Origin of the sequence: Streptomyces sp. V1I1 (assembly GCF_030817355.1) — a bacterium.
Taxonomy (GTDB): domain Bacteria; phylum Actinomycetota; class Actinomycetes; order Streptomycetales; family Streptomycetaceae; genus Streptomyces.
This window is the reverse complement of the sequence record NZ_JAUSZH010000001.1, coordinates 8,197,894-8,211,289: the sequence shown is the minus strand read 5'-3', so window position 1 is coordinate 8,211,289 and position 13,396 is coordinate 8,197,894. Positions and strand designations below refer to the sequence as shown.

Here is a 13,396-nt window from a genome sequence, read left to right as displayed (position 1 = left end):
ACGCTTTCCAGTCATGCCCGCGTGTTGGCGCCCGGCGCGGCCCCGGTCCCTCCCGGCCTCCCCACGGGAGGCCGACACCTGCCCGGGTGCCGCGCCGGTGCCCCAACGTGCACGACTCGGCCTGGCTGTTCGCTTGTTGGAGCAGTTGCGCCGTCATCCCGGCTTGGATTCCGGTGTGCACTCGAGCGCCCTCACGTGCTGCCCGTAGACCACGGATGTACTGCTCACGGTGCACTGAGAGGGCTCCCCCGACGGCAAGGCGAGGAGTTCGGCCGCACCGGCCTCTCCCCATCCTTCCTGCGCGTGCTCCTGGGGCGGTGGTCCGAGCGCAGCCAGCGGCCAGGTCCGGTGAGCTCAGGATGGCTTTGTAGGTGAGTTTTGAGGCCAGCGGTGGGTGGGTTTTGACTCCAGTGGTGTCGGTTCAGCACTCCGGAATGGCCCCGGCGTGGAACGCCGCGTTGCCGTCTACGTACGCCCCGTACGTCCATCCGGTGACGAATAGTTCCTGCCCGGTGCTGGCGGTGTAACGCTCTGACAACGTGTGGTACCAGACGTTTCCGCGGCCGATGTTGTCGCCGCGGTCCCAGCAGTTGGCGACGATCGCGTCTCCGAGTCCCATGTCCGGGACTCCGACCTTGCCGCTGGCCGTGTGGGGGGCGTTGTAGACGCCCAACCCGGTGTTCGAGGTGACGTGGATCAACGCGGCCGCGGCGGATGCGCTGCCGGTGGCCACCACCAGCCCACCGACGCTCAGGGCCGCGACTGTTGCCACTATGACGCCACGTCGCCGTAACTTGCTTCTCATTTCATGCCTCCTGGTCGCTGCCGTCAGTGCATTGCTCTGCAGAGCCTGCAGGGGAGGGCCCGCCGTGTCATGCAGGGGTCCGCTCAGCGGAACGCCAACGCGGTCCTGTCATGGCGGGACGGACCCTGGCTACGCAACTGAGGTGTCCAGGCCGTGCGGGCAGGGAGGTAGCGCAGCATGCGGGGGTCCTCGAAGGCGCCGCGCCCGAGCCGCGCGCGGCGACCCGGATGCCAATTAGATCCTCGACAAGATCAAGCGTAAATAGACTTCAAGCACGCGACACTAGCGCCCTCAAGCCCCTGACCGGACACGGGCTCAACCGCCACAGCGGGGCCACCATGTGGAGTCATTTCTCACCAACAAAATCGGGTCCCCCACGCACCGGGTGGAGTCAGAACTGACCTACAAGTGGAGTCCACCGTCACCTACGAAGCCAGCTCAGGGGGTTCCCGACGCACGACGGGTCCGCTGGTCTACTTTCTCTGAGTAGATGTCAGATAGAACTGGACAGAGAGGAGTGCCATCCCCCATGCTCTACTTACATCTACTCGACATCAGTTCTCAGAGGCTGTGAATGCGGATCATCATCGAAGACCCCGACGAGGCGTTCCGGGACAAGCTGCTCGCACTGATCACCGCCCACAGCGACACCCTCACCCTGGTCACCGATACGGAGTGGACCGAGGAACGGGCCGCCACCCTGCTGCGGAATCTGCCGGCGCGCGCCGCCCGCGTCATCCGCGCCGCGGTCGACGGCGACGGCTACGTCGCGGCCGAGGAGCTGCGCGAGGAGGGCAAAGCGATGCGCGGTCACACCGGCCCCATCACTCAGGCCCTCAAACGCGGTGTGCGGAACGGCTGGTGGCCCGAGGGGATGCCCCGGCCTATCGAAGCTGAGTACAACGCCGACGTTGCCGGCTATCAGCGCGCGGTCGGCTTCCGCATGACGGAGGAGCTGCTGCTGGCGTTTCGGGAGGCCTCGGCTCGGGTCGACGACATGGAGTTCGGCACGACGCAGTTGAGCATCCTGACCAAGGCCGTCAGAAGCGGATGCGGCACCTGGGGCCCCGACCGGGCCGTGGCGGCGCTGGCGGCGGCCGGGATCGAGGTCAGTGTGAAGCGGGCCCGTGAGCTCCTGCGTCGGATCGCCGACACCGGGCTCCTCGTTAAGACCGACGCCGACCGTGCCGTGTACCGGACCGAACAGCCCGCGCCGAAGGGGTAGTTGATGGACGCCAAAGACTTCACCGAAGGCCTCGCTGAGCTCCGAAAGGTACGGGACGCGATCAAGCCGCTGGAGCGGCAGTTGGCGAAACTGCATGCCGAACGCGACAAGAAGGTCCGGACGCTGGGCGCGTACGAGAAGGCGAAGGCCGACCGGCTCGCGACGTCGGCCGGCGTTTCTGTGATCGACGTGGTCGCCCTGGTGCCCTCTCTGGGCCCCCAGGTGCCCGCCAGCGCGCCCGTGGAGCCGTCGACGACCGATTCCGCCGCCGAAGATCGTACAGAGGCGCAGTCGCGTGCAGAGGCGATCAAGGTACCGGCTGGTGCCCTGGCGCCGGACCTTCGTCCGTCTGGCCAGCCCGAGTCGACCGTTGGCGTGGTCGAGCCTCAGGCGGGCCGGGACGACGACGAGCGCCAAGAGCTGCGGGCCGACGACGAGGTCACCGCCGAGGCGGCGGCCCCCTCCCCCGCGCCGGTCGCCCCGGTTCCGGCGCCCGTTCCGGACGGGGCGCAGGAGCGGGAGCTGCCGTCGATCCCGGAGGGCGAGGCGGGCGACCGCTGGTTTAGGGCCGAGCCGAACCTGGCGTCGACCCGGCCCAACTTCAAGCAGGCCGCCCGGCAGATGGCGTTCCTGGATACCGCGACCGGCGTGCTGGTGTGGCAGGGCGGAGCGGTGACGCTGGACCTGGAGGGCGCGAGCGTCGCGGAGATCCTCACTGCGGTGTACGCGACGGTCCCGGCGGATGTGGAGCGTATCTACGTCACCGCCGGTGACCCGTGGCACCGGGAGGCCGAGCGGCACCAGTTCTTGAAGGATGCGGTCTCCGAGTGGCTGAACGGTCCGCTTCCGCAGGGCTGGACGGTGGAGTCCTCGCGCGGTAAGGACCGGCAGGCCGGGCACTTGGTCCACCCGCGCAACCCGGTGGGCCGCTGGCAGCGCGGCAAGGACCAGCACACCGAAATCCGCAGCGTGGGCGAGTGGTTCGATGCGGCCGGCGCCGACCCGGCCACTGTCCGCGAGGCGTTCGTGCTGCTGTGGAAGGCCCTGAAGCGGCACTGGGACGATGTGGTGCTGATGGGCTCCCCGTCGCAGACGGGCCGGGACCTGTGGTCTCGGACCATTCCCGCGAAGGCCGGCGCCCGTTGGGCGGACGGATTCCCCGTCATGAGCCAGGAGATCCGCGGCCTGCTGCACGCCACCGCCGGGCAGGGCCGCACCGAGCTGATCACCCCGCCGCGCGTGCCGGAGCGGGTGCCCGGCTGGTACGAGGTCGACCGGACGTTCGCCTACGCCAAGCACACCTGGTCCTCCGGTGTCGGTGTGCCGCAGCGGGTGACGGCGGCCGCGTTCGCCGCTATGAGCGAGAAGGAGCAGACCGACGCGCTGTTCGCCCCCTCGCACTGGCAGGTGCGGGTGACCATCCCGAAGGACTGGGACCATGTGGGCCTGTTGCCCGCGCCGGCACCTGGGGAGCGGGCCTGGCACTACCCGTACGAGGGCGGCCGGACTTTCGTGACGTGGGCGGGTGGCGCCGAGGTCAACCTGGCGCTGCGCAACCCGCTCCAGCCGTGGCGCATCGAGATCCTGGACGGTCTGGTCTGGGAGAAGGGTGACCCCCTCAAGGGCTGGGCGAACAAGCTGAAGGACGCGTGGCAGTCGCTGCGAGCGCAGGCCGAAGTCCATGGCGACGAGCGGCAGCGCCAGGCAGCGCGGCTCGCCTCGCGCGCGGTGCGGTCGATCCTGCTGTACGGCATCGGCACGTTCGCGCAGCGGCCCCGCATCACCACCGGTTCGCTCGAGCTGGGCGCGGGTGGCGCGGTTCCTGAGATCCCGGATGGTGCGCGGCTGACCGGCATCTCGGACACGCATGTCACCTGGGAGCGCAACGGGGGCTTCGCCCGGGACCCGTTCGCGCACCCGGAGTGGGCGGCCGGTGTCTGGTCGGCGGCCCGGGCCGCGCTGCTGTCGGCCAGCACCGGCACCAAGGACCCGGAGACGGGTAAGCCGGTGAAGGCCGGTGCGCTGCACCTGCCGGCCGGGGCGATCCTCGCCTTCCGGACCGACGCCATTTACAGCTCGGTCCGTCCCGACTGGCCGTACCGGGGCGAGCCCGGCGACTACCTCCTGAAGGGCGCCATGGCCTGGGAGCAGACCACCCCCACCACCGATGAGGAGTTCTACGTCCTTCAGGACCTCGGCAGGCAGGCCCTGGAGGCGGACGAGCTGTGAGCGCGGACGTGGCATGGGGCGGGACGTGGGAGCACGCGGCATGCGGCGCGTCCGGCGAAGCGCAGTGGGACGACGAGGACACCGCCTCCTCGGATCACGACTGCGGCCGCGAGGGCGACGTCACCTGGAGCGCCGAATGGCACTGCCACGACTGCGGCGCCTCGGGTGACGACCAGTTCGACGACGACACCAGGACGTACTCCGATCACGAGTGCGCCGACGACGAAGATCGGGAGGCAGCCGCATGACGCCGCGCAGAAGGCGGGCAACCGGCCGCGGTCGACGGGCCCAGCGGCGCAACGAGGCGGCCCGGCTGACCGAGCAGTTGATGGCGGAAGGGTTCTCGAAGAAGCAGGTCGGCGAGATCCTCGGCCGCAACCCCTCCCTGGTCAGCCAGTTCTTCACCAGGAACAAGGGCGCAAGCTTCGTGGAGGCGCTGCGGGCCGTGGTGCAGGAGGTCCAGGCCGGCGGCCCGCGCGGCATCGACAGCCTCAAGGCCCTGGCCGCAGCCCACATCCAGCCGCGGCTGACCAGAGAAGGCAAGAGGGCGCGCGTGCGGAGCAGGGATGTCGTGCGTGCCGAGAAGACGGTGGGAAGGGGCGCAGAGCGGCACAAGGAGTGGACTTCGTCCCTGGCGCGGGCCGGTCGGCAGCACATCGCTTCCGGAGCGTCCCGGCTGTACCCGGTGGTGGAGGACGCGGCCCGCTACGGCGGGCGGGTTGCCTTTACGGTACGGGCCAAGAAGAAGGCGTTCAAGCACGATGCCGGCCGTCTGGCCGACTCCCCCGGCGTGCGGCGCAATGTCGTCAAGCGGCCGGACAGCACCGAGGAACGCTCCTACGGTCAGAATGTCGGCGGTCCCGGCTCGGGCGAGGAAGGCTTCGATGGCGTCCAGTTCAAGGCCATGGTGGACGCCGCCGGCGGGGACCTCGCCGCCGCGGTACACACATGGCTCACCGCCACCGGCCGTCTCGACCCTGACGCAGTCATCGTGGGCCTGGAGATCCGCGCCTGGAAGCCCAGGGAGGACTGAACTCGTCGAGTCTGCGACCGCTTGAATAGCCGTTGGCGGGGTGTCGTTCGCGACTATCAGGGCGAAAGCAGTCCGGGCCGTTCCGGAGCTCAGGCCCCGGCCACCCACGACGATCGCGGTCGGTACGCTGAGGCCGTCGCGGTCCCCCACCACCTCACTCGTACGGTGAAGTTGTTCCGTCGGCGTCGGGTTGGATCACAGGGTCGATCGGGATCAAGGTTGGTGCGCACGTGCTGGTGGCGGATCGGTACCGGTTGGAGTCACCCATCGGCCGCGGCGGAATGGGCGAGGTCTGGCGGGCCACAGACGAAGTGCTCGGGCGGCCCGTGGCCGTCAAGCTGCTTCTCGGTGATGAGCCCGACTCCGAAGCGGCTGCTCGTTTCCGGCTGGAGGGGCAGACGGCGGCCCGTCTGAATCACCCCCATGTCGTGGGGGTGTTCGATTTCGGGGCGTGGGACGGTCGCTTTTACCTGGTGATGGAACTTGTAGAAGGCCGGAGCCTGGCCCAGGAGCTGGCCGCCGAGGGGGCACTTCCGTCGGGGCGAGTTGCCCTTGTCGCCGCCCAGACGGCCGCCGGGCTGGCCTCCGCGCACCGCCAGGGAATCGTCCACCGGGACATCAAACCCGGCAACTTGATGTCCGACGCCGACGGGACGGTCAAACTCGGGGACTTCGGGATTGCCAGGTTCGTCGACGATCCGGCCGCCGCACTGACCACCGCCGGGCAGATCCTCGGCACCAGTCTCTATCTGGCCCCCGAGCGCGCCCTGGGGCAGCCCGCGGGCCCGGCCTCCGACATGTACTCCCTCGGATGCGTGCTCTATCAACTGCTGACGGGCTGCCCGCCGTTCCAGGCCGACACAGCCACGGCCACTCTCTACCAGCACATCGATGCCGCTCCGGTTCCTCCCCTTCAGCGGGGCGCCGACCTTCCACCCGCATTCGAGAACTATCTGCTGGGGCTGCTCGCGAAACAGCCCGAGGACCGGCCCACCGCGCAGCAAGTAGCCAACTGGTTCGGTTCGGGTGCCTGGCAAGGCGCCCGGGAACCCCTGCCCGCGCCGGAGACGCCCCCGCCCGCACAGGTTTTGGGAGCCGGCCCGGCGCATGCGTCGGAGACGGGGCTCGCGACCACATACATGCTGCCGCCGACTGACGCGCAGCCGGGCCAAGGACGCCGGTCTGTCCCCACGCAGCGGCATGGCGCCCGCGAGTTCGTCAGGCGCCGGCCGAGGGTGGCGAGTGCCGTCGCCGGTGCCGCTGCCTTCCTCATCGCCGTGCTGATCGGCGTGGCTTGGTTCTCACCCGACAAAAGCTCGGCGAACACTCCCCGCGGCGAAACGTCCGCCCCAGCGCATCCAGACCTGGTGCCGACACCAACGCCCGATCCTGCTATGGCCCCCACCGTCTCGCCCGCACCCGACGACGCCTCCGTCAGCCGGCCGAGCGAGAACGAAGAGGAAGACGATCAGGAGAAAAAGCACAAGGGCGAGGACGCGGAGGGACGTCATGGCGAAGAGGACTAGACCGGCGCCGTCGCGCCGTAACACATTCAGCACCGGCATCGCCGATCCATCAGCCGTCTCGGCAAGGTAGTCGCGACTGCAGGCGTTGGCGGCCGAGGACAGCAGCCGCAGCCGTCGCCGACCACGCTCCTCGCCAAAGGTGACCAGGTTCGGCAGTGGCGCCCTCGCCACGACCGCGAAGTCGACGTACGGGGCGAGTGTGCCGCGGCACCGTCGAGCGATCGAGCAACGCAGTGCACCACGGGCACGATCCATCCTCGCAGCGCAACTGAGCCGCGCGGCCGCGAAGCCCCGTCCCTCCGAGGCTCCTAGCAGCCACAGACACCGCCGGGCCGCACCGCGTGCCGATGGACGTGGCCCGATCAGGGACACGGCGATCACCGGAGGGTCTGCTGCACGATCGGGTGACATCTGAACTGGCTTGCCCTGTGGGGCGGGTGGGAAGGATGTCGCTGTGCCCAAGCCTTATCCGGAAGAGTTCCGCGAGGATGTCGTACGGGTCGCGAGGAACCGCGGCCCGGGCGTGACGGTCGAGCAGGTGGCCGCCGACTTCGGAGTCCACGCGATGACCCTGTGGAAGTGGATGCGCCGGGCGGACATCGACGACGGGGCAAAGCCCGGAACGACCAGCCAGGAGAGCAGGGAACTACGGGAAGCACGTCGGCGGATCAAGCTGCTGGAGCAGGAGAATGAGGTCCTGCGCCGGGCCGCGGCCTACCTCTCGCAAGCGAACCTGCCGGGAAAAGGATCTACCCGCTCGTGAAAGAGCTCGCTGTGGACGGGGTTCCCGTCACGGTCACGTGCCGGGTCCTGAAGCTCGCCAGACAGCCCTACTATCGCTGGCTCGACGAGCCGGTGGCCGACGCCGCGTTAAAGGAGGCGTATCGCGCGAACGCGTTGTTCGACGCCCACCGTGAGGACCCGGAGTTCGGCTACCGCTTCCTGGCCGACGAAGCGCGAAGCGCGGGAGCTGGCATGGCTGACCGGACCGCGTGGCGGATCTGCCGGGACAACCGCTGGTGGAGCGTGTTCGGCAAGAATCGCAGCAGGACCAAGAAGGCCGGCCCGCCGGTGCACGACGACCTCGTCCGCCGCGACTTCACCGCGGATGGCCCGAACATGCTGTGGCTCACCGACATCACCGAACATCCCACAGCGGAAGGGAAGTTGTATCTGTGCGCGGTCAAGGACGTCTTCAGCAAAAGGATCGTGGGCTACTCGATCGACGCGCGAATGAAGTCCCGCCTGGCCGTCGCAGCGCTGGACAACGCTGTTGCCCGGCGTGAGAACGTCGCCGGGTGTGTCCTGCACAGCGATCGCGGGTCACAGTTTCGGTCCCGGAAGTTTGTCCGGGCGCTCGGCCGGCACCAGATCGCCGGCTCGATAGGCAGGGTCGGGGCGGCAGGCGACAACGCCGCCATGGAGTCCTTCTTCAGCCTGCTGCAGAAGAATGTCCTCGACCGCCGAAAGTGGGCCACCCGCCAGGAACTGCGGATCGCGATCGTGACCTGGATCGAGCGGACCTACCACCGACGCCGCAGACAACCCTCACTCGGCCGGCTGACTCCCGTCGAATACGAAACCGTCATGACCACTCCGGCCCTCCTGGCCGCGTGACCGAACCTGTCACCCAACCTTGCAGCAGACCCGGACTGTGGCTGTCGTTCGTGGGCAGCCGGCTGGCTTGGAGTCCACATTCGAGGCTTGATGAAGTTCTCTCTGGGGTGCGATGAGGCTTCTCCGCGGCTGGCCCTTGCACTCGTTCAGCGCGTCGGGCGAGCCAGATGCTGGAACGTGACGGGGCGGATCGCCACCTGGGGTCGGCGCTGGCACCGCGGCAGGGGTGCGGCCCCCTCGCGTGGTGATGATCGCACTCTGGCAGGATTGTGCGTCAGATCGAGGTTCCGGTCGCGCGGGCGAGCTGCCCCGGCCGGACAACGGGGAATTCAACGGGGAAAGTGAGATGAGATGCGTACGTGGACTCGTGCCATACCGGCGGCGGCGGGTGTACTCGCCCTGGGCTTGGCACTGACCGGCTGCAACGACTCAGGGTCGGGCAAGAGTCGGGCCGGCTCCGGCTCCCACGCGTCCGACTCCGGTTCGGACGCATCGGACGGTAAGAAGACCTTCCGTCTGGGTGAGGCCAGCCCGGAGAAGGAAAGCGACATGCAGGCGTCGTCGGGTGCCAAGTACACGGTCACACCGACCAAGGTGCAGACCGGCACGAAGGCTGACATGGACAACTCCGGGCTGAAGAAGGACAAGGAGGATGGCCCTCAGATTCCCGTCTACGTTTGGTCGACGCTCACTCACACGAGCGGCAAGGCCATGGAGGTCGGCGACATGGACGACGACCTTGTTGTCAAGACGGTCAACGGCCAGCGCACCCGTGCCCTCATCGTCCTGATGGGCGAGGCGAAGTGGCCCAACTGCCCAGCGCCGGACACTGACAAGCAGCTGAGCGTGGGCCAGTCGGAGAAGATCTGTACCGCCTTCCTCATCCCGGAGGGTCAGAAGGCTGCCGCTGTAGAGCTGACCCAGGGCTTCTACAAGGAACCGCTGGAGTGGCCGGTCACCAACTGACCGGCCCGCTTGTAGACGCGAGCGACAGCGCGGCCCCGCCACATGGGCGGGGCCGCGCTGTCGCTCGCTGCGTCAGGCCGGCCTGACGCAGCGAGCGCCTACCTCGCCGAGCGCGGCAACCTCCAAGTCCCGCAGAAGTTCGTCGATCGTGATGGCTACCGACTCGGCGCCTGGATCAACAATCAGCACCGGCGGCGCGCCCGCCTCAGCCCCGAGCGAATGAGAGCCCTCAACGCCATCCAAATGACCTCGTAACCCGCAAGGACGAGCGCCCTGCGAGGCGGCGGCGGGGATACCACCTCAGATAAACCGTCCATCTCGTGTCACCGTCAACGCATGGAGACCACCACCCAGCGGCTGTACCGCCGTTCCGAGCGCACCACCATCCCCTCGCGTCCCTGCCCGGACTGCAAAGAAGCCGGTGACACCCACCTGGACGGAGGCCCCCCTCGCCTTCGAGCTCGAAGTGGACCCTGAGGGCGTCGCTGGGTGGCGTTGCCGCAATGTCGCCTGCTGGCGGGCACTCAGCCACCGAGGGGCCGAGGCTCGCTGCCGCTGCCGCCCGTTCGGCTCGCAGGGTACCGGGGACGGAATGCGCTTCCTTATGGTCTGAATGCATCTCGACGACATGCGTGTCCAGGTTGTCGAGATAGGTCACCTGTGAGGCATTGTTGACGTTCTTTCTGTTCTTCTGTGTGAGTTGCGCAACGGCTTCAGCGTCGCGATGCCGAATGGGGGCTCCAACAGGACTTACGGGGAACCTCTCACCAGACAATAAAACTGCAGACCCAAGCGAGCATCACGCCAACTCCGCCCGCCCCGGGCCGATTCGGCAGTAGCCAAGTGATCGATTCACAGGTAAAGTGCACCTGTGCCCGGCGCCCAGAACAACAGGTGCCGAGTCGCCCTCCTTGACCACGAGGGCGCGACACAGTAATCGGGGGAATGAAGTCCGGGGGGACCTGTCGGTTTTCCACGCCTGTCCAGGTGGCCCACAAGGGCTTCCTCCCCCTTGCGACGACGCAAGGGAATTAAGTGAATCGCAACACTCTGCGTATGGCGGCCGTTTCGGCCGTCGCCGCCATCGCCCTCGGCGGAACTGCTGGCCTGGCCCAGGCCTCCCAGGCCCCGGCCGCTGCACCTCAGGCGGTTTCGGCCACACAGCAGACCGAGGCTCAGCAGGCCGCACGCACCCTGCTTTCGAGCCCGCTGGCGGCGAACCTCTCGGCCGCCGAGCGGACCGAGATGAACAAGATCGCCAGTGGCGAGCTCGCAGCCGCCAGCAAGTGGAGCGCCATCAGGGCTGCCTTCAGCAAGGTGGGCGGCTTCGCCAGGGCCATCGGCGGCAAGTTCAGCACCTTCAAGAAGTGGTACGACGAACTGTCCTGGTGGCAGAAGGCCCCGCTGAGGGCCATCACTCCCGGCCTGACGCTCCTGGACATCTATAACGCCCTCCACTGATGACGGCTCGGGGGCCGCAGTGCACGCGGCCCCCTGCCTGAGTGGTGTTGGCAGGGGCCGCCCGGGCGGCCCCAGCCAACACTCGGTGCCTTGAAGACATGCGACACGGAGCGTTCCGAATGACTGACACCAAGACCACCCGCACCGCGACCGAAGGCACTTGGGCCTTGCCGCTGGTGGTGCTGGCTCCACTGGCGCTTGTCAGACTGCTCACCGAGCCGTCCACACTGTGGCTTGCCCTGTCCTGGATCCTTTGGACGGTGTCCGCGCTACTCATCGCCGCCGGATGGACAACCGTGCTGCGGAACGGGACGCGAGGCAATGCCGCATGGGGGATGTGCGTTTTGGTTCACGCCGTGCTGGCCTGGCAGTTGATTGCCCTTGTGGGGGAATAGACACATGACCCGCGCATTTCACGCCGAAGGTCAGGAGAAGGTAATCGGGGGAAGAAGTCCGTGCGGCACCTTCGGTTTCCACGCCTGTTCAGGTGACCCCGAAGACTTCCTCCCCCTTGCGATAACGCAAGAGAACCCTACATGAATCAAAGCTATCCGAGTACGTCAGACGAAATGCTCACCGATAGGGCCGCCCAGCAACCCGGCGTCCCGCCCACTGCTGAACGGCGCCCTGTTGTGAACAAAGGCGACGTACTCGTCGAAGCCCGGGATCTGGCCCACTCCTTCGGCTCCAAGCGGGTCCTGGACAACGTCTCCCTCGAGTTGCGCGCCGGTGACGTGACCGGCTTCGTCGGAGCTAACGGCGCAGGCAAGACCACAACCATCCAGCTGTTGCTGGGCCTGCTGCGAGGAGAAGGCCAGACCCGCTTCCTCGGTCGGCCGCTACATGCCTGGGGCGCTCCCGGAACAGTGGTCGGCGCGGTACTGGGCGGCGTAGCAGGCCATCCCCAGCACCGCGTACGCGCCCATCTGCGCATGGTGGCGGCCGGATCCGCAGTAGCAGACAAACGGGTCGACGAACTCCTGGACACGGTCGGACTGGGCGAGGCCGCCCGGCTTCGACTGACCGAACTGTCGCTCGGCATGGCGCAGCGCGTCGGCATCGCGCAGGCGCTGCTGGGCGACCCGCCCGTGCTCATCCTGGATGAGCCCGCGAACGGACTGGATCCCCATTCCATACGCTGGCTGCGGCACTTCCTCCGAGCGCAGGCAGACCAGGGCCGAGCCGTCCTGGTGTCGAGCCATCTCCTGGGCGAGATGGAGCAACTCGCCGACCGTGTCATCGTGCTCACCCGCGGCCGCGTCGTCGCAGCGGCCCCCATGACGGAACTGCTGGAACGCGCCGCCGGCATTCGGGCTGTGAGGCTGGAGGCACCGGACCTGCCGACCCTGGCCCGCCTTGTTGCCGAACTTGGCGGACGCCTCACACCCGCCACCGGACAAGAGGCCACCGTCACAGGCCTGGACCGCGTACAGATCGGCACCCTCGCACTCAAGGCCTGCGTGCCGTTGTACGGGCTATGTGAGGAAGCACCCTCACTCGAGGACTTCTACCTGGGCATTGCGGAAGAGGAGTTCAAGATCTCGTGACATCTGCCGCGATGACGGCCCCGCGAGCCGTCGCACCCGCCGACGCATTTGGCCGGGCATGCCGCTATGAGTGGCGGCACCTGACCGCATTGCGCTCGACATGGATCCTCCTCGGCGTGGTCGCAGCCCTGAGCATGCTGACGGGCATTACCGTGCTCCTGGACGCCGACAAGCAACATGTGGTCAGCTCTGCGGTAGTGGCGGACGCGATCGCCTGGACCCCCCTGGCGACGCAGATCCCCGCCCTGTGCTTCTTCGTCCTGGTCCTGGGCACCGGTCCGGTCTCCACCGATCTGGTAGCCGGCGCCGCCCGGACGACCTGGCTTGCAGTAAATGGACGCGCCACTGCCTACGCAGCCAAGTGCGCCGTGGGCCTCCTCGTCGGAGCAGGCGTCGCCGCCACCAGCGCGCTGCTCGGCACCCTCTCGTGCGCCGTGATGCTGGGCGCAACCGGCAACCGACAGCCGGCCTGGGGAGAAGTCCTCGCTCCATCTGCACGCTTCACCGGGTGGATGGGCTGCTGGGCGCTGCTGTGCCTGGCCGTCGTTGCCCTGCTGCGCAGCCGTGTCCTCGCCGTCCTGCTCCTGGTCCTGTGGCCGCTGCTCGGCGAGCGCATCGCAGGCGCCCTGCTCGGCTACCTGCCGGGCCTGGACGGTGTGAATGACTGGCTGCCGTTCGCTGCGGGTCGGGCGATGCTCACCGATGTCACCGCCTATTCCGGCGAAGACCAGTCATTCGCCCAAGCGCTCGTCGGCTCCCATCTGTCCACGCCGATCGCGACAACGGTGTTCGTGCTCTGGACATCCCTCATCACCGCGGCAGGACTGTGGTCCTACTGCCGACGGGACTCTAAGAACTGCTAACGAAATGATCTTCGAGGTGGTTGGATCGCTCCGGGACTGTTGACCCGGAGACGGGTAAGCCGGTGCGCTGCACCTGCCGGCCGGGGCGATCCTCGCCTTCCGGACCGACGCCATTTACAGCTCG

The 13,396-nt window shown here is 67.9% G+C and carries 13 protein-coding genes; 12 read left to right on the top strand and 1 reads right to left on the bottom strand.

The annotated features are described in order from the left end of the window. Positions 1-421: 421 nt before the first annotated feature. Positions 422-805, bottom strand: coding sequence for a hypothetical protein (locus tag QFZ67_RS38410; protein ID WP_307665634.1), 384 nt, complete (start codon positions 803-805; stop codon positions 422-424). A gap of 574 nt (positions 806-1,379) precedes the next feature. Between QFZ67_RS38410 and QFZ67_RS38405 the strand changes: the two genes are divergently transcribed. The 12 genes from QFZ67_RS38405 (at position 1,380) to QFZ67_RS38355 (ending at position 13,272) form a co-directional block, all read left to right on the top strand. Continuing rightward, positions 1,380-2,030, top strand: coding sequence for a hypothetical protein (locus QFZ67_RS38405; RefSeq protein WP_307665633.1), 651 nt, complete (start codon positions 1,380-1,382; stop codon positions 2,028-2,030). Positions 2,031-2,033: 3 nt separating this feature from the next. Continuing rightward, the gene (locus QFZ67_RS38400; protein WP_307665632.1) at positions 2,034-4,259 is read left to right on the top strand and encodes a Mucin-19; all 2,226 of its coding nucleotides are present in this window, start codon (positions 2,034-2,036) and stop codon (positions 4,257-4,259) included. Then, the gene (locus QFZ67_RS38395; protein ID WP_307665631.1) at positions 4,256-4,507 is read left to right on the top strand and encodes a hypothetical protein; all 252 of its coding nucleotides are present in this window, start codon (positions 4,256-4,258) and stop codon (positions 4,505-4,507) included. The genes QFZ67_RS38400 and QFZ67_RS38395 overlap by 4 nt, the downstream gene beginning before the upstream one ends. After that, the gene (locus QFZ67_RS38390) at positions 4,504-5,292 is read left to right on the top strand and encodes a hypothetical protein (RefSeq protein ID WP_307665630.1); all 789 of its coding nucleotides are present in this window, start codon (positions 4,504-4,506) and stop codon (positions 5,290-5,292) included. The genes QFZ67_RS38395 and QFZ67_RS38390 overlap by 4 nt, the downstream gene beginning before the upstream one ends. 230 nt (positions 5,293-5,522) lie before the next feature. After that, positions 5,523-6,818 (top strand): serine/threonine-protein kinase, encoded by a 1,296-nt coding sequence (locus tag QFZ67_RS38385; protein WP_307665629.1) that lies wholly within the window; start codon positions 5,523-5,525, stop codon positions 6,816-6,818. A 454-nt stretch (positions 6,819-7,272) separates the two neighbouring features. Then, a protein-coding gene (locus tag QFZ67_RS38380) for an IS3 family transposase (RefSeq protein ID WP_307665628.1) occupies positions 7,273-8,435 on the top strand; the annotation gives its coding sequence in 2 pieces (ribosomal slippage) (positions 7,273-7,557 and positions 7,560-8,435; 1,161 coding nt in all). Between the two features lie 351 nt (positions 8,436-8,786). Then, positions 8,787-9,401, top strand: coding sequence for a hypothetical protein (locus QFZ67_RS38375; RefSeq protein ID WP_307665627.1), 615 nt, complete (start codon positions 8,787-8,789; stop codon positions 9,399-9,401). A 42-nt stretch (positions 9,402-9,443) separates the two neighbouring features. Beyond that, the gene (locus QFZ67_RS39280; RefSeq protein ID WP_373430184.1) at positions 9,444-9,656 is read left to right on the top strand and encodes a helicase associated domain-containing protein; all 213 of its coding nucleotides are present in this window, start codon (positions 9,444-9,446) and stop codon (positions 9,654-9,656) included. A gap of 801 nt (positions 9,657-10,457) precedes the next feature. Beyond that, positions 10,458-10,862, top strand: coding sequence for a hypothetical protein (locus tag QFZ67_RS38370; RefSeq protein WP_307665626.1), 405 nt, complete (start codon positions 10,458-10,460; stop codon positions 10,860-10,862). A gap of 119 nt (positions 10,863-10,981) precedes the next feature. Then, positions 10,982-11,257, top strand: coding sequence for a hypothetical protein (locus tag QFZ67_RS38365; RefSeq protein WP_307665625.1), 276 nt, complete (start codon positions 10,982-10,984; stop codon positions 11,255-11,257). A gap of 237 nt (positions 11,258-11,494) precedes the next feature. Beyond that, complete coding sequence (locus QFZ67_RS38360; protein WP_307665624.1) at positions 11,495-12,409, top strand: ABC transporter ATP-binding protein; 915 nt, start codon at positions 11,495-11,497, stop codon at positions 12,407-12,409. After that, positions 12,406-13,272: a hypothetical protein gene (locus tag QFZ67_RS38355; protein WP_307665623.1), complete on the top strand. Its 867-nt coding sequence runs from the start codon at positions 12,406-12,408 to the stop codon at positions 13,270-13,272. The genes QFZ67_RS38360 and QFZ67_RS38355 overlap by 4 nt, the downstream gene beginning before the upstream one ends. Positions 13,273-13,396: the final 124 nt, after the last annotated feature.